The following is a 20,901-nucleotide window of genomic DNA, read 5'->3' as shown; positions in this document are numbered from 1 at the left end:
GAAGATGACGCTTTCACGCTGGGTGGGTCTGGTACTGCTGGCGGTGCTGCTGGCTTACGCGTTTGTGCTGCCGCTGATTCAGCACGGCGATCCGCTACAGCAGGATTTGCTGCAGATGCTGCAGACGCCCAACCGCAGCCATTTGCTCGGTTTCGACCATCTCGGTCGCGATATGTTAACGCGCCTCAGCGCCGCGCTGCGCCTGTCACTCGGGCTGGCAGCCCTGTGCGTGATCAGTGCGCTGATAGCGGGCGTGTTCACCGGTGTGCTCAGTGCACTGTACGGTGGCTGGCCTGAGCGATTGCTGAGCATCGTTGGCGATATGTGCCTCGCGCTGCCGGGATTGCTGCTGGTACTGCTACTGGCCGCCATTGCGCCAGACGCGCCCCAGATGCTGTGGCTGGGCATTTCGCTGGTGCTGTGGGTGGAATTTTTCCGCGTCACGCGTGCCACGCTGCGGCCAATTGTGCAGGCGCCCGGTATGCAGGCCAGCAAACTGCTCGGGTTCACTGCCTGGTATCGTTTTCGTCATCATCTGTGGCCTGCGCTGGCACCGGTGCTGCTGACGCTAACCTTGTTCTCTTTCAGCAGCGCCATCATGGCGGTGTCGGCGCTCGGGTTTATCAGCGTTGGCGTGCGTCCGCCCACGCCGGAGCTGGGCCTGATGATGACCGAACTGCTGCCGTTTGCGTGGGAAGCGCCGTGGCTGCTGATGCAGCCGGTAGCCGCACTGTTTTTACTGTTGATCAGCCTCAATCTGCTGATGAAAAAGGAGCGATGATGAAGGGATTACAGATCACCGGGCTGAGCGTTGCCACAGCGACTGAAACACTGGTTGAACCGGTGGATGTGCGGCTACAACCCGGTCGGCCGCTGACGCTGCTCGGCGAAACCGGATCGGGGAAAAGTCTGCTGGCGCAGGCGATCATGGGGATATTGCCGCCGTCGCTGCAGGCCAGCGGTGAGGTGATGATCAACGGCAGACGCTTTCAGCTGCCGCAGGATACGGCGCAGCTGCGTCGGCTGTGGGGCAATACGCTGGCTTCGCTGCCGCAGGAGCCGTGGTTGTCGCTCGATCCGACCATGGCGATTCAGCAACAGGTGGCGGAAGGGCATCGCTTCGTGCGCGGTTTGCCGCCCGCCGCCAGTGCTGCAGCGGCGCAGCAGGATCTGCAGCAGCTTGGTCTGGCCGCGGCGGCACGGCGTTATCCGTGGCAGCTTTCCGGCGGCATGGCACAGCGCGCCGCGTTTGCGGCAGCCCGTGCCGGTGGCGCGCAGGTTCTGATTGCCGATGAGCCAACCAAAGGGCTGGATGTGGCGCGCCGCGATGAAGTCAGCCAGCTGTTACAGCGTGAAGTGGCCGACGGCGGCATGCTGTTAACCATCACCCACGACATCGCCCTGGCACGCCAGCTGGGTGGCGACGTGCTGGTGATACATAAAGGCAGCGTGATTGAACAGGGCCCGGCGCAGCAGGTGTTGCAGTCACCGCAGCAGCCTTACACGCGCGCGCTGCTGGCTGCCGATCCGGCCGTCTGGCCCGCCCGACAACAAACGGTGATCGGTGCCAGGCCGGTGATCAGCGCACAGGACATTGTGCTGGCGCGCGGGGGCAAAAGGCTGGGTGTGCCACGCGATTTCACGCTGCACGCCGGTGAAATCGTTGGCCTGCACGGTGCCAGCGGCAGCGGCAAAAGCAGCTTCGGCGACGTGCTGTTGGGGTTGCTCGCGCCGCAGCAGGGCCGCGTAACGCACCACGCTGATGCGGATGCGCTGAAATATCAGAAAATCTATCAGGATCCTTCCGCGCTGTTTCCGCCGCAGCGCACGCTGGGGCAAAGCATCAACGATGTGCTGCGGCGTCACGCTCTCCCGCCGGCACAGCGCGATGCGCTCATGACGCGGCTGGCTTTGCATCCCGCGCTGCTGACGCGGCGACCAGAGGCGCTCTCCGGCGGCGAACTGCAGCGCTTCGCGCTGCTACGGGTGATGCTGCTGCGGCCGGTATTTCTGTTTGCCGATGAGCCGACGTCACGCCTCGATCCGCTGGTGCAGCAGCAAACATGGCAGTTGATCGTGGAACTGGCGCGCGAGCAGCAGTGCGCGGTGCTGCTGGTGAGTCATGACCGCGATCTGCTGGAGAAAGGCACGCATCGGGTGATCGCCATGGAAGCGGCTTAGCGACCGGGCGGCTGGCTGTCACCGGGCCCGAGACTCCGTTGCATTACCACGGTGTCCAGCCAGCGGCCATGTTTGTAACCCACCGATTTCATCACGCCGGTGTGCTCAAAACCGAGCGCCCGGTGTACTCCCAGCGAGCCCTGGTTGGCGCTGTCACCGATAATCGCGATGATCTGGCGAAAGCCAGCGGCTTCGGCCAGCGCCACCGCTTTTTGCAGCAGCGCCTTACCGATGCCGCGTCCGGTTTGCTGCGGGTCGAGATAGATAGAGTCTTCCAGCGTGAAGCGGTAGGCATAACGCGGACGATACGGCGCGAGATAGCAGTAACCCAGCACCTGATCCTGCTCTTCAGCCACCAGCCAGTAACCGCCGCGCTCATGCACGTCATTGATACGCCGCAGCATTTCACTCTCCGCCGGCGGTTCCGTTTCGAAGGTTGCGGTGCCGTGCAGCACGTGCCAGGCGTAAATCTTCTGTATCGCCGCCGCGTGATGCGGCTGCGCGGGAATAATGTCCATATGTTCCTGCTGTTCTGCCAATGATGCTGACAGCATGCCACCGCGCCGCAGCGCAATCATCCGCCTTAGTCATAGGAAATTGTGATAGTGGTATTGCTAATGGGTTTTAAGACGATGCGCATCTCGCTCAAAGCCTTGCGGCAGTACCCTGTACTAAAAATAGCTGGAAATTAGTACGGGGTACGATTAAAGTGATAGGTAATTATCTGGAATTTATCGAAACACGCGTGTTTTCAAAAGCTCGTAAAAGTCTGCTGGCAGACGATAACGAATTTCAGGAACTCCAGGTTTTTTTGCTGGAGCATCATGAGTCGGGTGCCACCATCAGTCAGACCGGAGGATGCAGAAAGATCCGCTGGAGCCGGGCCGGAATGGGGAAACAAGGCGGAACAAGGATCATTTACTACAACCGCCTAAGTTCAGGCAGAATTTATCTGTTACTCATCTATCCCAAAAATGCGAAGGATGATTTAAATGAAACGGAAAAAGCGCTGCTAAAAGCATTTACTCAACAAATAAACCTTTAAGCCACAGATCCACGAAGATTAAACTATGGAAAAACAGCTATTTAACGACCTGCTGGAAAGCGTGCAGGAAATGGTCGCCATTGAGCAGGGCCATGAATCACCGGACATAAACCGCATCCACCGTCATGAACTGCCGGATGTAAAGCTGATCAGAAAAAATGCGGGGCTAAAGCAAGCTGAGTTTGCCGATGCGATGGGCGTGAGCGTGGATCTTATTCGTAGCTGGGAGCAACACAGACGCAGCCCTACCGGACCAGCATTAAAAATGCTTTATCTCATTCAGCAGCAGCCCTTACTGATTAACGCATTACAGGCGTTGTAATCCCAGTTGCGCTACCGATTATTATCATGGCCTGGCAGATTGCCTGTTGCGGCGCTTTCAGCAACCACCAGACGGATTGAGCTCACAAACTTTAGCTGTGAGCTAAGGCATGTTTGAAGCTTATAACGTCTAATTCTGCTCCGACAGCTGGACCGCCATGGTATCGGCGTCGAGCGCCTCGAAGATGTGCGGTTCATCAGCGGGATAACAAATATAATCGCCGGGGAAGAGTTCGACCGGCGCGTCCATCGGGCCGACCCGCGCGCGACCGCGTGCCAGGATGATGTGTTCGACGGAACCCGGTGGATGCGGTTTTGACGCGCGCGGTGCGCCGGGCTGGCTGGTAATCAAGTACAGATCGCGGCGGCCGCCCGGCGGACAGCTGGCCAGTAGCGCGGCCTGAAAGTCCGCTAACTCTGCTGACACCACCATGCCTTCGCCACGCCGAATCACCTGCATCTTTTTCACTTCCGGCTCCATCAGCCGTGCAAACGGAATATTCAGCGCCACACACAGTGACCATAACGTCTCAATGCTGGGGTTACCGTTGCCTGCCTCCAGTTGCGACAGCGTTGACTTGGCGATGCCAGCGCGGCGCGCCACTTCCGTCAGCGAAAGTCCGGCGCGCTGGCGTTCGCGCACCAGTCCGGCGGCAATGATAGCAATGGGCGGGGTCACAATTACTCCTGTTCTTTATATCGAACGTTTTGTTCATCTTGTAAAACACGTACGGTGCGTTCATTATAACGGCTTTCTTGTTCGTTATGAGATCAAATTGTGATGCGTCTGGGTGCCGTACCGCTTGATCGCGGCGTATTGAAAGCGATCTTCCTTGTTTGTCTGGCCGACGGCATCGTTGGCCTCTCCTATGGTTCTCTTGCCGCTGCCGACGGTTTTCCGCTCTGGGTGCCGATTGCGCTCTCGACGCTGGTGCTGGCGGGTGCGTCCGAGTTTTTGTTTATTGGCATCGTGGCAGGCGGCGGCAGTCCGTTAACCGCTGCCGCAGCCGGTTTACTGGTCAACGCGCGTCATCTGCCGTTTGGCATTGCGGTGAAAGACCTGGTCGGGCAGGGCGGACGCAGTCTGCTGGGCTGCCATATCATGAATGACGAGAGCGTGGTGTTCGGTATTTCACAGCCGAAGCTGGCGCAGCGTCGGGCGGCTTACTGGGTTTGCGGACTGGGTATTTTTGCCATCTGGCCGCTCACGGTGATTGCCGGTGCGGTGATTGGGCGCTTTATTCCTGATGTGTCGGCGATTGGCCTGGACGCGGTGTTTCCGGCCATCCTGATCGCGCTGATTTTCCCGGCGCTGCGCCAGCGTCGCACGCGCATTCCGGCCACCCTCGGGCACTGCTGTCCGTGCTGGCGACGCCTTTTGTGCCAGCCGGTATGCCGGTGCTGTTTTCTTTACTCGGTTTGCTGAGCTGGCGGGAGCGCAAAGATGCAAAATAGTTTAGTGATTGCCGGCATCGCGCTGCTGGCTGCAGGGACGTATGCGATTCGCTTTGCCGGTTACCGGCTGGGCAGCCGGATGCACATGTCGGAACGTGTGCGCAACATGCTGTCCGACGCGGCAACGGTGCTGCTGCTGGCTGTCGCTGTCACCACCGCGCTGTTTGAGGGCACCGATTTCGCCGGCGTCGCGCGACTGACCGGCGTGTTGTTCGCGGTGTTTCTCGCCTGGCGTCGCGCGCCATTGATACTGGTAATCATCGGTGCGGCGGTGATGACGGCGCTGCTGCGCTATTTTGGCGTACCGTAAGCGGCGGCGAGATGGCCGGCGCAAAGATGACGGCGCACTGGCACCTGCTTTGCAGCTATGATTAGGGATAGTGAGTACAACAAGGACAACGCGAAAATGGTGATTAACTGCGTGGTGTATCGCCACGGCAAACGCGAAGAGCATGTCGAAGTCGATCAAATCAGCGAAGTGCTGAAAGAGGAAAAATCGTTCGTCTGGCTTGGCCTGTATCAACCCGATCCGGCGTTCATGCAAACGCTGCAGGAGGAGTTTAGCCTGCATGAGCTGGCGATTGAGGATGCGCTGGTGGCGCATCAGCGGCCCAAGATTGAGCAGTACGGCGAATCGGTATTTATCGTGGTGAAAACCGCACACATGGAAGATCGCCAGCGCATCAGCTTTGGCGAAACCCACTTTTTCCTCGGAAAAAATTTTCTGATTACCGTGCGCCACGGTTCGGTTGAGGGCTATAAAGCGATCCGCGCTAAAGCCGAGAAAAATCATGCCATGCTGTGCCAGGGACCCGGCTATGCGCTCTACTGCATCCTCGATTTTATCGTCGACAACTACAGCAAAATCACCGAATCGCTGAGTGAACGTATTGCTGACCTGGAAGACGGCATGTTCACCACCCGCTTTGACAGCGTCACGCTGGAGAATGTCTACCACTTGCGGCGTCAGCTGCTGTCGTTGCGCAATGCGGCGATGCCGGTGACAGAGATCTGCCCGCAGCTGGTGCGCTTCCATGAAGATATCATCCCGAAAAATCTGCGCGCCTATCTGCGCGACGTGCAGGATCACGCGCACCACGTCATGATTGATGCCGAAGACATGCGCGAAACGCTGGCCAGCGCCATGCAGGTGAATCTGGCGCTGGTCTCGGTACAGCAGAGTGAGGTGAATAAAAAGCTGGCCGGTTGGGGGGCAATACTGATTGTGCCGACCATCATCTTCAGTATGTACGGTATGAACTTCTCAGACATGCCAGAGCTGCACAGCCACTTTGGCTATCCGGCGGCGCTGGCGGTCACGCTGGTGATCTGTTTCGTTATGTGGTGGCGGCTGAAAAAAGCGGGCTGGCTGTAAGCGTGATGGCCTGCGCGCGCTGTCACCAGACGCGAAGGCCAGGGCGATTTCAGCCTGAAATCGCCACGCTCCATTAGCCTCAATGCGCGCTGGCAGTAGGGCGCACCGTGATCTCATTAACATCAACTTCGCCAGGCTGAGTAATGGCCCAGCTTACCGCCTGCGCAATGGCTTCGGGTTTTAACGCAATCTGACGATAGCTCTGCATGGCCACGCGTGCGGTCTCGTCAGTGATGGTGTCCGCCAGTTCCGATTCCACCACGCCGGGATTAATGACCGTCACACGCAGCTGGCGCGATTCCTGACGCAGGCCATCCGAGATGGCGCGAACCGCGAATTTTGTGGCGCAGTACACCGCTGCCGTCGGCGATACCGCCAGCGCACCAATCGAGGCGATATTGATGATATGGCCGCTTTGCTGCGATTCCATGACTGGCAGCACGGCAGCGATGCCGTACAGTACGCCACGCACGTTGACGTCGAGCATACGATCCCATTCATCCACCTTCAGCGAACTGAGCGGCGACAGCGGCATAACGCCGGCATTGTTGATCATCACATCAACCCGACCATATTTATCGCGGGCAAAATCGGCCAGCTGCTGCGTATCGGCACGCTGCGTCACGTCGGTGGCCAGATAATCCAGTTGCGCGCCGCTGGCACGCAGTTCATCACACAGTATTGCCAGCCGATCGGTACGGCGCGCGCCGAGCACCAGTTTATGCCCCTGACTGGCCAGCAGACGCGCTATCGCTTCGCCGATGCCGCTGCTGGCGCCGGTCAGAATAATCACTTTCGCATTGGAATGAGCCATGATGGTTTCCTCGTGTTGGTTGACGAGGCTATTGTGGAAAACGCCGGCTAAAGCGAACAGACCGGATTGTGGCGCATCATTGCCTGATTCTCTCGTCACTATTGTGAGTAAGAAAGAAACCTGGCTATGCTTTGCCTGAACCTCTCACCGGAAACCCGTTATGTCGCAAACCGTACAACAGCAGACCTGCGCGCTGCTGCGCCAGCTGGCACCGCAGGAAGGTTACACGGCCTCACTGCTCGACAGCGTGCGCTTTATGCGTGCCGACCGGCAGTGGGCGCGTACGCCGGTTCTTTATGAGCCGAGCATCATCATTATCTGTCAGGGCTCGAAGCGGGCGTTTCTTGCCGACAAAATGTATCGCTACGACGCACAGCACTATCTGGTGTTGTCGGTGCCGCTGCCGTTCTCCGCTGAAACTGAAGCGACCTCCGCCGAACCGTTGCTGGGGCTGGCTATTCGTCTGGATGCGGCCACGCTGGCGCGCCTGGTGACGCAGGTCGCAGCGGCAGACATTCCGCTGGCGGAGACACCAGCCAGCATTATTTCGACGCCGGTAAATGAGACGCTGGCGGACAGCACGCTGCGCCTGTTGCAGGCGCTGAGCGATCCGCTGGAAGCGCAGGTTTTAGGCCCGGCACGGGTAGAAGAGATTTGCTTTCGTGTGTTGCTGGGTGAGCAGGGCGGTGCGGTGCGCGCAGCGCTGACCTATCAGGGGCATTTTGGCCGCATCGCGCGGGCGCTGCAGCGCATTCATGCTGACTGGCAGCAGCCGCTGGATGTGCCGCATCTGGCCAGCGAAGCGGGCATGAGCGTTCCGCGCTTCCATCTGCATTTCAAAAGCGTCACGCAGACCTCGCCGATTCAGTATCTCAAGTCGCTGCGGCTGCATCAGGCGCGTTTGATGATGATTCGCGATAATCTCACCGCCGCCGGTGCCGCCGCACGTGTCGGTTACGAAAGTGATTCACAGTTTAACCGGGAGTTTAAGCGGATGTTTGGTCGCACCCCAGCTGACGAGGCGCGGGTGATGAAACGCGCCTTTGCGCTGCTGCCGCCGGAACAATTATCCGCGCGGCTACAGGCACATTAGGTCAGTACGCGATGACGATTGCCGCCACCACACCAATCCAGAACAGCAGGCTGGCAGCCAGTGCCAGCTGGCACAGTAACCGGCGGGAAAAATTCAGCAGCGCACTGAGGCGCGGCGATAACATTAATACCATAATCATCCCTCACAACAGCCAGCAATTCATCAGCGCAGCCCCATCACGGCAACCACCAGCAGAATCCAGAAAAATGCACAACCTGTTAGCAGAAAACGCCAGACAAGATGGCGTTCGGGAGTCAGCAGCGTGTGCAGACGCATACGAAGAAGCAGTGGCATAGCGACCTCAAATCAGAAAGTTTTATAGGGAATATCCGGCAGCTGAGAACAGAAAATTCTGTCAGCGAATAAGAACATTCTGACGTGTTATAAGGCCGCGAAACGACAAGACCAGTCTTGAAAACAGGCTGAGAAATTCCTTAGCAGGCAGGCAATAGCCACAGCGGACATCAGGTGCCGCTGTGACCATCTGGCACAGCAAAGCCGGTTACACGCTGCGCGTGACGCCGCCGTCCACGCGAAGATTCTGCCCGGTGATATAAGCCGCGCCGGGCGAAGCAAGAAACGCAATGGTAGCCGCCACTTCTGCAGCCGTGCCGTAGCGCTGCATGGGCACGCTGTCGCGCCGTTCATCCGTTTTCGGCAGGCTATCAATCCAGCCTGGCAGGACGTTGTTGATACGAATATTCTCAGCTGCGTAGGTGTCGGCAAAGATTTTACTGAAAGAAGCCAGACCGGCACGGAACACGGCCGAGGTCGGGAACATGTCGGTGGGTTCAAACGTCCATGCCGATGAGATATTGATGATACTGCCGCCACCCTGCTGCTGCATGATCGGCGTGACCAGACGTACAGCGCGCACCACGTTGAGGAAGTAGGTTTCCATTCCCTGCTGCCACGCATCATCGCTTAATTCGAGGATTGGCGCGCGCGGACCGTGACCGGCACTGTTAACCAGCACGTCAATACGTCCCCAGCGCGCCAGAGTGGCATCAATCAGGTGCTGCAAATCGTCCACTGACTGATTCGAACCGGTAATACCGAGCCCGCCCAGACGATTCGCCAGCGCCTCGCCTTTGCCGGAGGAGGAAAGAATCGCGACCCTGAAACCCTCGCTGGCCAGCTTCTCCGCTGCCGCTGCGCCCATACCGCTGCCACCTGCGACAATTACCGCAACTTTTTCTACTGTCATGTGAGTAACCTCATCAATTAAATATCCTGTGATGCCAGTATAATGGCCGGGAGATGCCGCAGAGAGTCAGCTCAGCTGGCAATTGACGATAGGAAAACTACAGGATGAATCAGGGCTTTCAGGCATTACCGTCGCTGAATGCACTTCGGGTATTTGAAGCCGTGACGCGGCACCTTAATTTTCGCCTCGCCGCTGAAGAGCTCGGCGTGACGCAGGGTGCGGTTGCGCAGCATATTCGCGGTCTCGAGGCCAGCCTGGGCCTGAAACTGTTCGATCGGTTGCCGCGTTCGCTGGCGCTGACCGCTGCCGGTGCAGGCTATGCGGTGCACATTCGACAGGCATTTGAGCTGATTGATGAGGCGACGCGCACGCTACGCCCGGAGCCGGATCGCCTGACGCTGAGCGTAACACCGACCTTTGCCAGCCGCTGGATGCTACCGCGTTTACCGGCATTTACCGCGGCCTGGCCGGATATCGACCTGCGCGTGCTGGCCTCTGAACGGCTGGTGCAGTTTCACCATGAAGGCGTCGATCTGGCGGTGCGCTATGGCCGGCCGCCGTTTGGTAGCGGGCTGGAGGCCACGCTGCTGTTTAGCCAGACGGTGCTGGCGGTGGTCAGCCCGGCGCTGCTGGCACAACACGGTGATGCAGCGCAGCCAGAAAATTGCCTGCGCTATCCGCTGCTGCACGATGGCCATCACCTGTGGCCGGCGTTCCTGGCGTTTATGTTCCCCGGCCAGTCGCTGCAGCATCAGCATCATCTGCGCTTCAACCAGACCGCGCTGGCGCTGGAAGCGGCGCTGAGTGGTCAGGGTATCGCACTGACCAGCCCGCATTTTGTGCAGAACGATCTGGCCAGCGGTCGGCTGGTTCCCGCCTGGCAGCGTGAGATGCCCGTTGATGCCGGCTGGTATCTGGTGGCTCCGCGTCGTCCGCGTGAGCAGGCAACGGTGAGTGCGGTTCGTGCGTGGCTACTCAGTCAGGCGGAGCAGAGCAAAGATTGATGGCTGAGCAACGCGATGCTTTTATGTTCAATAACGAAATCAGTAAAACTGATGATCCGCGCCGGATCATGAATGTTATGACTGACTGAGCATGCATTTTACAGGGTTTATCCTGCCCGGGCAGGGTTTTAGAAAAATATCGCGCAAATTCAGCAGTTAAGGAAAGGAATTGTGCGTTGCAATATGACTGGTGCTGTGAATAAATAAAACGCTGAACTTCATAAAAATGCCATAACGGCCAGGCGACAGCCTGCATAAACGTATTACCCACATGACCGATCATAAAACCATTTTAGCCAGGGATATCAGCGCCAGAAGTGAAAGCATGCAGGCGCACCTCATCGCCATCCGGCGCGACATTCACGCGCATCCGGAGCTCGGTTTCGACACCGTCCGCACTGCAGCCATCGTGGAACAGGAGTTGCTGCGCCTCGGGCTAACGCCGCAAACCGGCGTGGGCCGCACCGGCGTGATGGTAGACATTACCGGTACGCAGCCGGGCAAAACCGTGCTGCTGCGCGCCGATATGGATGCGCTGCCGATTCATGAGCAAACCGGCCTGCCGTTTAGCAGCATCTGGCCGGGTAAAATGCACGCCTGCGGCCACGATATCCACACGGCTACGCTGCTCGGCGTCGCGGCGATCCTCACGGACCTGCGCAGCCAGCTGCACGGCACGGTGCGGCTGATTTTTCAGCCGGCGGAAGAGACGCCAGAGAGCGGCGCGCAAGCCATGATTGCTGCCGGCGCAGCGGACGGCATTGATGTGGCGATCACGCTGCACAATAAGCCAGAGCTGGCCGCAGGAGAAATTGCCCTGACGCGCGGTGCCAGCACCGCTTCCAGCGATGAATTCGACGTAGTGATTCATGGCAAATCCACCCACGCCGCCCGGCCGCACATGGGTACCGATCCGATCATTGCCGCCGCCAGCCTGGTAACGCAGTTGCAGACCATTGTGTCGCGCGAGCTCGATCCGGCGAACTCTGCTGTGCTGACGATTGGCCATATCCACGGCGGCACCACCCATAACATCATCTCCGACAGCTGCCTGATTCAGGGCACCATCCGCGCTAAATCACCGCAGGCGCGCGCTCACATGGAAGACGCTTTCCGCCGCATCTGTGCCGGAGTGGCGCTGTCGCTCAATACGCGGATTGAGGTCAATTATCAGCGAGGTGTACCGCCGCTGATGAATGATGATGCGCTGATTGATGCACTGGAGCCGATCCTCTCGCACCAGTTCGGCAAGCCGGTGGTGGCAAAACCCAGCAGCAGCTTTGGCGCGGAAGATTTCTCGCTGTTTACCGAGCGTGTGCCGGGCTGTCAGATCCATATCGGCTCTGGCGCGCCGGGGCGCGACGACCATCTGCACAACTCCGACTATCAGCCGGACGAACGCAGCATTCACGCTGGCACACAGGCTCTGGCCCGTATAGCGATCGACTTACTCTACTGATAATAATGAGGTTTTATGATGATGCGTAAAGGGCTGTTCTCCGCCTCCGCGGGCATGTTGCTGCTGGCTGCTGCCGCTGTGGTTCAGGCCAAAGATTTTGGCACGTTAAAATTCGCCACCGAAGCGGCCTATCCGCCGTTTAACCAGTCCACGCCGAGCGGCAAAATTGTCGGCTACGAGCCCGATATGGTGGCCGAACTGGCGAAACGCGCGGGATTCAAATATGAAATCGTCGCGCAAAAGTGGTCCGGACTGATCCCCGGCCTCGCTGATGGCAAATATGATGCAGTGGTCGATGCCGTCACCGTGACGCCAAAACGTCAAGAAGTGGTGGATTTTACCCATCAGTACACCGTGAGCGTTTCGGGCTTCGTCACGCTGAAGGGCAGCGCAGTAGATACTCTGCCGGGCAACGGTGAAGTGGTACAGGCGACCGATGAAGCCGGTATGAACAAAGCCATCGACGCGCTGAAGGCGAAGTTCAAAGGCAAAACCATTGCGGTGCAGGTCGCTACCATTCAGGCCGATTTCCTCAACAAATACCTCGGTGATGTCGCGACTATCCGTACCTATCAGGCCGGCCCGGAAACCTTCGCCGATCTGCTTAACGGCCGGGTTGATGCGGTCATGGCATCGCGCACCAACCTCAATGCATATGTGAAAAAACACGCGGATACGGTAAACAGCACCGGTTACGGCTTTGTGGGTGGTGTACTGGGCCAGGGCTCGGCGATTGCCATTCGTAAAAACAATCCGGAGCTGAAAGCCGCGCTGGATCAGGCGCTGGTGTCGATGATCAAAGACGGCACGCTGAAGCAACTGTCTGAGAAATGGTTCGGCGAGAACGTCGCGCCTGCGGAATAATGCTGAGCGCTTATGACTATTGACTGGCAACTGTTAGGTTTTGGTGACGAAGGCTGGGGCGGCGTGCTGCTGGACGCCGCCACCGTCACGGTAACGGTCTCGCTGTGTGCGTGGCTGCTGGGCGCGATGCTCGGCAGCCTGCTGTGCTGGATGCAGATTGGTGGCGGCCGCTGGCAGCAGCGTGTTGCCAGCGGCTACATCACGCTGTTTCGCGGCGTGCCGGAGCTGCTGGTGATCTACCTGTTCTACTTTGGTGGCCGACAGGTGGTCGGGTTTATCGGTGAAGCTATCGGCCTGCAGGGACCGTTCGACGTTAACGGCTTCGTTGCCGGCGCGATCGCTATCGGGCTGATTTCCGGCGCTTATCAGAGCAGCGTATTTCGCGGCGCGTTTTACGCGATCCCCGCCGGCACGCTGGAAGCCGCTACGGTCACCGGTATGGGCCGTTTTATGCTGTTCCGCCGCATGATTGTGCCGCAGGCGCTGCGCACCGCGCTGCCGGGCATGGGTAATCAGTGGCAATCGGTGATTAAGGAGTCGGCGCTGGTATCGGTAACCGGGCTGGTGGAAACCATGAACCAGATTTCCACCGCGTCGAATTCCACCCAGATGCCGTTTTTCTTCTACAGCGTAGGCGCGGTGATTTACCTGATTATCACCACCTGTTCAGATTTCTTCTTCCGCTATGTGGAAAAAGTGGCCATGCGCGGGCAACAACGCGCGCGGTTGTAAGGAGCCACGATGGATTTCACCTTTTTACAGCACACGCTGGCGGCGCTGCTGCGCGGACTGCCGCTGACGCTCAACCTGGCGGTATTGTCCCTGCTGGGCGGCGGAATACTGGCGCTGCTGCTGAATTTGCTGCGTCAGCATCGCCTCGGCAGCTACGTTACGCGTTTTTATGTCTGGCTGTTCCGCGGTACGCCGCTGCTGATTCAAATCTTCATGATCTACTATGGCCTCGGCAGCCTGCCGGCGGTGCGCGAAAGCGTGCTGTGGCCGCTGCTGCGTGAGCCCTACTGGTGCGGGTTAATTGCGCTGATTCTCAACGATGCCGCTTACACCGCCGAGATCCTGCGCGGCGGACTGAATGCGGTTAGCGTGCAGTCACTGGAAGCGGCGAAAGTGTGCGGCATGTCGCGCTTCACCACGCTGCGGCGCATCACGCTGCCGCTGGCGGTGCGTCAGGCGCTGCCGGCCTACAGCAATGAGATCATCTCGATGATCAAATCCACGTCGCTGGTTAGCACCATCAGCCTGATGGAGATGACCGGCATCGCCGACTCCATCGTGTCAGAAACCTTCCGCGCGCTGGAGGTGTTTATCAGCGCGGCGATTATCTATCTGCTGCTGACCGTGCTGGTGAGCAAAGCGGTGGCGCTGCTGGAGCGCCGTTTGTCCCCTTATCACGCTGGAGCACGTTAATGAACAAACCCACTATTGCCCTGAGCCATCTCAGAAAAAGTTATAGCGGGCATGAAGTGCTGCATGACATCAGCCTGACGGCGCAGGATGGCGACGTCATTTCGCTGATCGGCGCCAGCGGCTCCGGTAAAAGTACGCTGCTGCGCTGCATCCCGTTTCTTGAAGTGCCACAGGCCGGTGAGATTGCTGTAGGCGATGAAGTGGTCACCCTCGATAACGCGGACGAAAAGCTGAGCCGTGAACAGCGCCGCCGCATCAAGCTGATGCGCATGCAACTCGGCTTTGTGTTTCAGGGCTTCAATCTGTGGCCGCACAAAACCGTGCTGCAGAACATCATTGAGGCGCCGATCCATGTGCAGAAGCGCAGCCATCAGGAGGCCGTTGCCGAGGCCGAAGCGCTGCTGCAAAAAGTCGGGTTATACGAAAAGCGCAACGCGTGGCCGTCGCAGCTCTCCGGTGGTCAGCAGCAGCGCGTGGCGATTGCCCGGGCGCTGGCGCAGCAGCCGAAAGCGATACTGTTTGATGAACCCACTTCCGCACTCGACCCGGAGCTGGTGGGCGAAGTGCTGCGCGTCATCCGCAGCCTGGCGGAAGAGGGGCGCACCATGATTATCGTCACCCACGAAATGGGGTTTGCGCGCGATGTATCAAACAAAGCGGTGTTTCTGCATCAGGGCAAAATCGAAGAGTCCGGATCGCCGCAGCAGGTGTTCAGCGAACCGATCTCGGCGCGCTGTCGCGCTTTTGTCAGCAGCCACCTGCAGCGCAACAGCTAACCAGATTTGTGCCAATGGTGTTCTAAGCCAAATTATGGAAAAATCGCCCTCCCTCAACGGAGGGCTTTTTTATCGGCGCAGGGAAGGTGCACGTCGTCGCGCACTTCACGTCCATCGATAACCAGCTACCGTCAGGTCTGGCTGCTGTTGCGTTACCGCGCGACAGAGAGGGCCGAAATTTTCCTCATTTTTCTACAGGCGGAGTACGTAATGGGCGCGAAGGTGTGGTTAGTGGATGATGATGTATCCGTGCGTGAGTCGCTGGGATTTCTGCTGCGAACCGTGGACTACGAGGTCGCCGACTTTGCTGACCTGGCATCGTTCGAAACCGCCGCCGCCGGTCAGCAAGCCGTATGCGGCTGTCTGCTGCTTGACGTGCGACAGCCAGAGAGTAGCGGCCTGAGCTGGCTGGCCCGGCAGGGTGCACGCCATCCGCTGCTGCCGGTGATCATCATGACCGGGCACGACACGCTGGAGGCCTGCCGGCGCTTGTTTGCTCAGGGCGCCTTTGCCTTTTTCACCCGGCCGCTGGAGATTGAACCGCTGCTGGAGACGGTCCGGCTGGCGATGCGTGAGAGTGAGCAGCGCGCCAGCCTCTAATGATACCGCGCCGTGTTGCCGCAGAGCGCGCGCCGGGAAGCCAGCGCGCACAGCAGCGGCATCGGCAGGGTAAACAGCAGTAACAGCCACAACAGCACATACACCGCATCCACGCCGTCGTTTTGCAGATTGTTATACAGCTGCGCCGGCATTCCGTGGGGAAACCAGGCGAAAATCATCACAATGCCGAATTCGCCCATCGCCCGCACCCACGCCAGTGCCGTAGCCGACGCCAGGCCCGGTGCGGCCAGGGGCAGCGCCAGCCGCCAGAAGCGCGGCCACGGTGTGGCACCCAGCGTCCGGCCCGCTTCAAGGATCTCCTGCGGCACCGCGATAAACGCCGAGCGTGCGCTGGTGACAAAGTAGGGCAGCGCGCCATACCACTGCGCCAGAATAAAGGCGGCGGGATTGTTCACCAGCGTCCAGCCCAGCTTGCTCAGCAGCTGGCCGGGCAAACTGTACGGACCGTACGCGCTGACCAGCAGGATTCCCATCGCCAGCGGCGGCGTCAGCAGCGGGATCATCACCAGCGTTTCCACCAGCCAGCGCATTTTTCCCCGCGCCTGCGACAGCCACCAGGCCAGCGGTAAGCCGGTCAGAAAAATCAGCACCAGCGCGATCGCTCCCAGACTGAGCGAAGTGGTTACCGCCGCGCCGTCACCCCACGCCAGCCGCAGGTGTTGCCAGTGTGTGACGCCCGTCAGGGTGACAAACGGCACGGCCAGCAGCACCAGGGCGGGCAGCGACAGCCACAGCGCGCCAGCATGGCGGATTTTCATGGGGTGTAAAGCCCATCGCCCTTCGGCGCGGCATAGCCTTGCTGTTTAAACAGCGCCTGTCCTGACGGACTCAGCATGAAATCTACAAAGGCTTTGCCAGCGGCCGTACCGTGCGGCGCATTCCTGAGCACCGCCGCGTAATAGACCAGCGGCTGGGTGTGCAGCACTTTATCTTTACCCTGGCTGTCTTTGACGCTAAAGCTGACCGTGTTGTACCACTTAGTCGCCATCGCCGGATTGCTGAGGTTGATTTCATCGGGCAGCGCGATGTAAGGCAGATGGGCAGAGCTCACTTCGCTTTCATAGCCTGCTGCCGCATCCACCTGACCGCTCTCGAGCCGCGTCAGCAAGCCACCCTCCAGATGGGTTTGCGCGGGATTCTGGTAACCGCCGAGAATGTTGTCAGCGATGCCGGGCTGCCGGTAATACTTCTGCGCCAGTAGCAGGGTAAAAATAATGTTCTGGCCTTTAGGATCGTTTACCGGATCGGTCCGGCCAAATTTCAGTCCCGGCGCTGCCAGCAGCTGAAGCCAGCGGCCATCATTGCCTTTGGCTGCGGCAAACTGCGGCGCAAACGGCCCTTTTGGGTTATAGGCAATCACCATGCTGGTGCTGGCTACCGGTACTGCGTTGTCGATCAGCCCGGCGTCTTTCAGGATCTGCATCGGACCGGGAGTAATAGACACGAACACGTCAGCGGTGATTTTTTTGCTCGCCAGCAGACGCGCCATGCCGTAAGCCCCCTGGCCCTGACCTTCATACTTACCGTCATGCTGTTGTGCAAATGCCGGGCCCAGCGCCTGATCCATCATTTTTCCCATCGAACCGGCATACGTCACGCGGATATCCATGGCGGCCTGCGCCGGTAAACTCAATCCGCCGGCGGCAGTCATTAACAGTAGGGTAAGCGTCTTCACGCGGAGATTCCTTTTCGCTATATAAATGAGTAGATAGCGATTATCGGAATTCTCCGTTTTAGCGCAAGGTAAAATCTGTTGCGAAATCCTGCGGGCCGCGCCAGCGCCGGGTTTTAGTGCCAGTTTATCGCGCTGAGAGAAAAAATTCATTTACCGATCCGCGAGCTACCGCAAATACAGGCAGCCAGCCGTCTGCTGGTTAAATAAGCGGCTATAGTTATCCCAGTTGGATTATTTTACGTGCCGCTGGGCGTGCACCTTTTCCTCATTTGCATGGAGCCCGTTACTACGTCACGAGGTTTAACGTGTTTGCCGATCTTTCCTGGAAAATTATTCATCAGGTCATCAATCAAACCATCGCTGAGATGGTGGATGAACAGCAAACGCTGGACGTGCTGAGCCTGCGCAGACGCTTAAGGGAAATGGCGGAGAACGAAACTAACGAAGAGATGGTGCTGTGTTACTGGCAGGCCAGCAAAGTGCTGACGCGTTTGCCGCCCACCGTCACCGCCAGCCAGCTGATAGAAGAGGCGCGCCATGCGTTCCGCAGTCCGCCCAGTCACGATTCGCTTTAACGCGAAATGCTTTTCTTTCCCCGTTGCGCTTAACAGACTCTAATTGGCTGAAATTTAATCATAATCAGGCAATACGCTCTGCTAGACTTCCCGGGTTAACAACGCTGAAAACAGAGGACAGTAATGAAAATCAAAAGTTATGCCGCACACAACGCCGGTGATGCGCTGGTACCGTACGAGTACGAAACCGGTCCGCTGGCGGCGGAAGAAGTGCTGGTTGAGGTCGATTACTGCGGTGTGTGCCATTCTGATTTGTCGATGATTGATAACGAGTGGGGCATTTCCTCTTATCCGGTCATTGCCGGTCACGAAGTGATTGGTCGCATCAGCGCACTCGGCGATGCGGCGCAGGACAAAGGGTTGAAGGTCGGCCAGCGCGTGGGTATCGGCTGGACTGCGAAAAGCTGCCAGCACTGTGATGCCTGCATCAACGGCGAGCAGGTCAACTGTGAGAACGGTTCAGTGCCAACCATCATGAACAAAGGCGGTTTCGCCAGCCATCTGCGCGCCGACTGGCAGTGGGTGATTCCGCTGCCGGAATCCATGGACATTACCTCTGCCGGTCCGCTGCTGTGCGGTGGGATTACCGTGTTTAAACCGCTGCTGATGCACCATGTAACGGCCACCAGCCGCGTCGGCGTTATCGGTATTGGCGGCCTGGGCCATATGGCGATCAAACTGCTGCGCGCCATGGGTGCTGAAGTTACGGCGTTCAGTTCGAATGCCAGCAAAACCGAATCCATCAAAGCCATGGGCGCCGATCGTGTGGTCAACAGCCGCGATCCTCAGGCGCTGAACGCGCTGGCCGGGCAATTTGATTTGATTATCAGCACCGTAGCCGTCGATCTGGACTGGCAGCCGTACTTCCAGGCGCTGGCTCCGCACGGTAAGTTCCACACCGTGGGCGCGGTGATGAAGCCATTTGAAGTGCCGGCGTTCAGTCTGATTCTGGGCGATCGCGCGGTAACGGGTTCTTCTACCGGTTCACCGGGCCAGCTGCGTAAACTGATGCGTCTGGCGTCACGCGCCGATGTGGCACCGCAGGTGGAAGAGTTCCCGATGTCGAAAATCAATGAAGCGCTGGATCACGTACGCGCCGGTAAAGCTAATTACCGCGTGGTGCTGAAGGCCGATTTCTGAGGCGGATAACACGCTGACATTTGTCAGACAAAACGGCGGATGGGGGATCATCCGCCGTTTTTTACGCCTTATCCCTGCGAATCATCCTTTTCGCCGAGGAAGAAATACCACAGCGGAATCGACATCAGCGCGGTGAACACCGTGGTGTAAAGCGCGATCATAAAGCCCTGCGTCAGATACATGGTCAGCGTCCAGTGGCTGAACGGGATGCCGTATTGATCGATCACGCCGCCGATAATCGCATTGCTCATCACCGTACCGACAATCAGCGCCAGAATAAACAGCCCACGCAGGTAGTAACGCATCTCCTTGCGTTTCACCGTGAAGCGCGCCCGCACGATACCGAGCGGCGACTGCTGCGCAGCGAGAATTTCCGCTTCGCTCATCGGCGCACGTTGTTGTCTGCGCCAGCGCAGTACGTCCACCAGCACGAAGGCCAGCAGGCTGACGCCCATCACCGGCAGGGCATAACCGAGCGCCAGCGCCAGCATCAGGCAGACCCCTTTGGCATAGTGCGGCAGCGCCAGCCAGCTTGCGCTCAGGGTTTGCGCCGGGCTGGCCTGATCGAGAGCCGGGCGGCGCAGCCACCACATGCGATAACCCAGCACAATCATACTGCATAAACCCAGGCCAAACAGCGCCAGCAACAGCTGATTAGGCCAGCCAAACAGCACGCCCATGTGCGCATCGACGCCCCAGCGCGTCAGTTTTGCCACCAGCGGGAAGCGATCAAACCAGACGTGATCGACAATCGCGAAGCTGTGCGGATTCACGGACACCGCATCCACCTGGGTGGGCCAGCTGCGATCAATCTCGCTGACAGTCCAGGCTTTGCCCTCGCTCTTCGGCTGGCGCAGCTCCACTTTAGCCGCGCGGATGCCATCCTGACGCGCCGCCGCCAGCACGCGATCCCAGTCAGCGTCGGCGGCATTTGCCGGCAGTGACTTCGCCGGCTGCGCCGCCGGTTTCGCCATCGACGACATTGGCATGCTGGTCATGTCCATGTCCGGCATACTGCGGTGATCGGCGTGAGGATCCGCCGGCGCGGCGGGCGCATCACCGCTGAGCGACGTATTCACCTGTGGCGTCAGCCAGTTAAGCTCGGTGCGCATCTTATCGATATTGCTACCTGCCCATTGTGACCAGGTGAGGCCGGTAACGGAGAAGAACAGCAGCCCGAGCAGCAGCGTCAGCCCCAGCGTGATGTGCCAGTGCCGGTTAAAGGCAAACCCCTTTCGCACGGTTTTCAGCTGGCGTTTTGGCCGCGTGCCCAGCCACAGCAGCACGCCGCCGAGCGCGGCCACCCACAGCCAGCTCGCCGCCAGTTCGCTGTAGTTGCGACCAAAGTCACCGAGTAACAGGCTGCTGTGCAGCAGATCGAGCGTGGTGCGCAGCGGCAACACGCCACTGGTGCCGTACACCGTCATGTCGCCGGTTACTTTGAGGCTGTAGGGATCGATAAATACCGCGCGCGACTGCGACGGACCGAGTGTGGCATCGCTGAACTGTACGCGCGTGGTATCGCGCGCGGCGGGCGCAGGTCGAACCGCATAAATGTGCTGATTTTCGCCCGCATAGGCGCGTGCTGCGGCGATCTGCGCCGAGAGCGGTTGCGCATTGCCCTGCGGCTGCGCGGTGAGCGCATCAGCGTAGATCAGATTTTCCAGCTGCGGCGTCAGCACATAGAGCGTGCCGCTGAGCGCCGCCACGAAGATGAATGGCGCGACAAACAGGCCAATATAAAAATGTAAGCGGCGTAGCAGATTTAGCACCGCGCGGCGCGGTGCTGCAGAGTGAACAGCAGACAAAGCCGTCTTCCTTCCGATAAGAGAATGTCAGGGCACAGCGCAGGCGTTGTACCAATTAATGAG

The 20,901-nt window shown here is 58.9% G+C and carries 25 protein-coding genes and 1 pseudogene; 17 read left to right on the top strand and 9 right to left on the bottom strand.

Annotated features, from left to right (window positions below; all coding sequences use genetic code 11):
* The first annotated feature begins 4 nt into the window (after positions 1-4).
* Together E7738_RS20480 and E7738_RS20475 are read left to right on the top strand one after the other, a co-directional pair.
* Positions 5-781, top strand: coding sequence for an ABC transporter permease (locus tag E7738_RS20480; protein ID WP_104093443.1), 777 nt, complete (start codon positions 5-7; stop codon positions 779-781).
* Entirely contained in the window at positions 781-2,181 is a 1,401-nt protein-coding gene (locus tag E7738_RS20475) for an ABC transporter ATP-binding protein (protein WP_394516562.1), read from the top strand. Before E7738_RS20480 ends, E7738_RS20475 begins: the two co-directional genes overlap by 1 nt.
* Here E7738_RS20475 and E7738_RS20470 read toward each other — a convergent pair.
* A complete protein-coding gene (locus E7738_RS20470; RefSeq protein WP_031279967.1) occupies positions 2,178-2,699 on the bottom strand; it encodes a GNAT family N-acetyltransferase in 522 nt (173 codons plus the stop codon). The genes E7738_RS20475 and E7738_RS20470 overlap by 4 nt on opposite strands.
* Positions 2,700-2,890: 191 nt before the next feature.
* Between E7738_RS20470 and E7738_RS20465 the strand changes: the two genes are divergently transcribed.
* Together E7738_RS20465 and nadS are read left to right on the top strand one after the other, a co-directional pair.
* A complete protein-coding gene (locus E7738_RS20465; protein WP_376738787.1) occupies positions 2,891-3,226 on the top strand; it encodes a type II toxin-antitoxin system RelE/ParE family toxin in 336 nt (111 codons plus the stop codon).
* Between the two features lie 25 nt (positions 3,227-3,251).
* Entirely contained in the window at positions 3,252-3,548 is a 297-nt protein-coding gene (gene nadS / locus E7738_RS20460; RefSeq protein ID WP_125311239.1) for a NadS family protein, read from the top strand.
* Positions 3,549-3,677: 129 nt separating this feature from the next.
* Here the strand turns inward: nadS and E7738_RS20455 are convergent, their stop codons facing one another.
* A complete protein-coding gene (locus tag E7738_RS20455) occupies positions 3,678-4,226 on the bottom strand; it encodes a helix-turn-helix domain-containing protein (RefSeq protein WP_125311237.1) in 549 nt (182 codons plus the stop codon).
* 102 nt (positions 4,227-4,328) lie between these two features.
* Here E7738_RS20455 and E7738_RS20450 point away from each other — a divergent pair.
* From E7738_RS20450 to corA, 3 genes and pseudogenes are all read left to right on the top strand, one after another.
* Positions 4,329-5,002, top strand: a pseudogene (locus E7738_RS20450) (AzlC family ABC transporter permease).
* The gene (locus E7738_RS20445; RefSeq protein ID WP_021508856.1) at positions 4,992-5,312 is read left to right on the top strand and encodes an AzlD domain-containing protein; all 321 of its coding nucleotides are present in this window, start codon (positions 4,992-4,994) and stop codon (positions 5,310-5,312) included. The pseudogene E7738_RS20450 and the gene E7738_RS20445 overlap by 11 nt, the downstream one beginning before the upstream one ends.
* A gap of 96 nt (positions 5,313-5,408) precedes the next feature.
* Positions 5,409-6,377 carry a magnesium/cobalt transporter CorA gene (corA, locus tag E7738_RS20440; protein WP_021508858.1) on the top strand — a complete coding sequence of 323 codons (969 nt, stop codon included), beginning with the start codon at positions 5,409-5,411 and terminating at the stop codon, positions 6,375-6,377.
* A gap of 79 nt (positions 6,378-6,456) precedes the next feature.
* On the opposite strand, the gene E7738_RS20435 is transcribed toward corA, so the two are convergent.
* The gene (locus E7738_RS20435; protein WP_104093441.1) at positions 6,457-7,191 is read right to left on the bottom strand and encodes an SDR family oxidoreductase; all 735 of its coding nucleotides are present in this window, start codon (positions 7,189-7,191) and stop codon (positions 6,457-6,459) included.
* Between the two features lie 160 nt (positions 7,192-7,351).
* Here E7738_RS20435 and E7738_RS20430 point away from each other — a divergent pair, with 160 nt between their 5' ends.
* Positions 7,352-8,284: an AraC family transcriptional regulator gene (locus E7738_RS20430; protein ID WP_021508860.1), complete on the top strand. Its 933-nt coding sequence runs from the start codon at positions 7,352-7,354 to the stop codon at positions 8,282-8,284.
* Between the two features lies 1 nt (position 8,285).
* On the opposite strand, the gene E7738_RS20425 is transcribed toward E7738_RS20430, so the two are convergent.
* The 3 genes from E7738_RS20425 to E7738_RS20415 all read right to left on the bottom strand — a co-directional run bounded on the left by E7738_RS20425 (position 8,286) and on the right by E7738_RS20415 (position 9,491).
* On the bottom strand, positions 8,286-8,417 hold the full coding sequence (locus E7738_RS20425; RefSeq protein ID WP_262258341.1) for a hypothetical protein: 132 nt from the start codon (positions 8,415-8,417) through the stop codon (positions 8,286-8,288).
* A gap of 29 nt (positions 8,418-8,446) precedes the next feature.
* Positions 8,447-8,578: a hypothetical protein gene (locus E7738_RS20420; protein WP_254919537.1), complete on the bottom strand. Its 132-nt coding sequence runs from the start codon at positions 8,576-8,578 to the stop codon at positions 8,447-8,449.
* Positions 8,579-8,786: 208 nt separating this feature from the next.
* Complete coding sequence (locus tag E7738_RS20415) at positions 8,787-9,491, bottom strand: SDR family oxidoreductase (protein ID WP_058758976.1); 705 nt, start codon at positions 9,489-9,491, stop codon at positions 8,787-8,789.
* 104 nt (positions 9,492-9,595) lie between these two features.
* On the opposite strand from E7738_RS20415, the gene E7738_RS20410 reads away from it, so the two are divergent.
* From E7738_RS20410 to E7738_RS20380, 7 genes are all read left to right on the top strand, one after another.
* Positions 9,596-10,495 carry a LysR substrate-binding domain-containing protein gene (locus E7738_RS20410; protein ID WP_021508864.1) on the top strand — a complete coding sequence of 300 codons (900 nt, stop codon included), beginning with the start codon at positions 9,596-9,598 and terminating at the stop codon, positions 10,493-10,495.
* A gap of 271 nt (positions 10,496-10,766) precedes the next feature.
* Positions 10,767-11,954 (top strand): M20 metallopeptidase family protein, encoded by a 1,188-nt coding sequence (locus E7738_RS20405; protein ID WP_166710555.1) that lies wholly within the window; start codon positions 10,767-10,769, stop codon positions 11,952-11,954.
* A 15-nt stretch (positions 11,955-11,969) separates the two neighbouring features.
* A complete protein-coding gene (locus E7738_RS20400) occupies positions 11,970-12,818 on the top strand; it encodes a transporter substrate-binding domain-containing protein (protein ID WP_241493834.1) in 849 nt (282 codons plus the stop codon).
* Between the two features lie 12 nt (positions 12,819-12,830).
* Positions 12,831-13,550, top strand: coding sequence for an ABC transporter permease (locus E7738_RS20395; RefSeq protein ID WP_058758979.1), 720 nt, complete (start codon positions 12,831-12,833; stop codon positions 13,548-13,550).
* A 9-nt stretch (positions 13,551-13,559) separates the two neighbouring features.
* Positions 13,560-14,243, top strand: a complete 684-nt coding sequence (locus tag E7738_RS20390; RefSeq protein WP_058758980.1) for an ABC transporter permease — start codon at positions 13,560-13,562, stop codon at positions 14,241-14,243.
* Positions 14,243-15,019 (top strand): ABC transporter ATP-binding protein, encoded by a 777-nt coding sequence (locus E7738_RS20385; protein WP_058758981.1) that lies wholly within the window; start codon positions 14,243-14,245, stop codon positions 15,017-15,019. The genes E7738_RS20390 and E7738_RS20385 overlap by 1 nt, the downstream gene beginning before the upstream one ends.
* 210 nt (positions 15,020-15,229) lie before the next feature.
* On the top strand, positions 15,230-15,619 hold the full coding sequence (locus E7738_RS20380; protein ID WP_021508870.1) for a response regulator transcription factor: 390 nt from the start codon (positions 15,230-15,232) through the stop codon (positions 15,617-15,619).
* Here the strand turns inward: E7738_RS20380 and E7738_RS20375 are convergent.
* Complete coding sequence (locus tag E7738_RS20375; protein WP_262258339.1) at positions 15,616-16,398, bottom strand: molybdate ABC transporter permease subunit; 783 nt, start codon at positions 16,396-16,398, stop codon at positions 15,616-15,618. The genes E7738_RS20380 and E7738_RS20375 overlap by 4 nt on opposite strands.
* A complete protein-coding gene (locus E7738_RS20370) occupies positions 16,395-17,291 on the bottom strand; it encodes an extracellular solute-binding protein (protein WP_262258618.1) in 897 nt (298 codons plus the stop codon). The genes E7738_RS20375 and E7738_RS20370 overlap by 4 nt, the downstream gene beginning before the upstream one ends.
* Positions 17,292-17,620: 329 nt before the next feature.
* On the opposite strand from E7738_RS20370, the gene E7738_RS20365 reads away from it, so the two are divergent.
* Complete coding sequence (locus E7738_RS20365; RefSeq protein ID WP_010616678.1) at positions 17,621-17,890, top strand: hypothetical protein; 270 nt, start codon at positions 17,621-17,623, stop codon at positions 17,888-17,890.
* A 123-nt stretch (positions 17,891-18,013) separates the two neighbouring features.
* Positions 18,014-19,030 carry an NADPH-dependent aldehyde reductase Ahr gene (locus tag E7738_RS20360; RefSeq protein ID WP_021508873.1) on the top strand — a complete coding sequence of 339 codons (1,017 nt, stop codon included), beginning with the start codon at positions 18,014-18,016 and terminating at the stop codon, positions 19,028-19,030.
* A 68-nt stretch (positions 19,031-19,098) separates the two neighbouring features.
* On the opposite strand, the gene E7738_RS20355 is transcribed toward E7738_RS20360, so the two are convergent.
* On the bottom strand, positions 19,099-20,838 hold the full coding sequence (locus E7738_RS20355; RefSeq protein ID WP_262258338.1) for a DUF2534 family protein: 1,740 nt from the start codon (positions 20,836-20,838) through the stop codon (positions 19,099-19,101).
* Between the last annotated feature and the right edge of the window lie 63 nt (positions 20,839-20,901).

It is taken from the genome of Pantoea sp. SGAir0430, from assembly GCF_043549295.1.
This window is presented reverse-complemented; position numbering and strand designations above follow the sequence as displayed.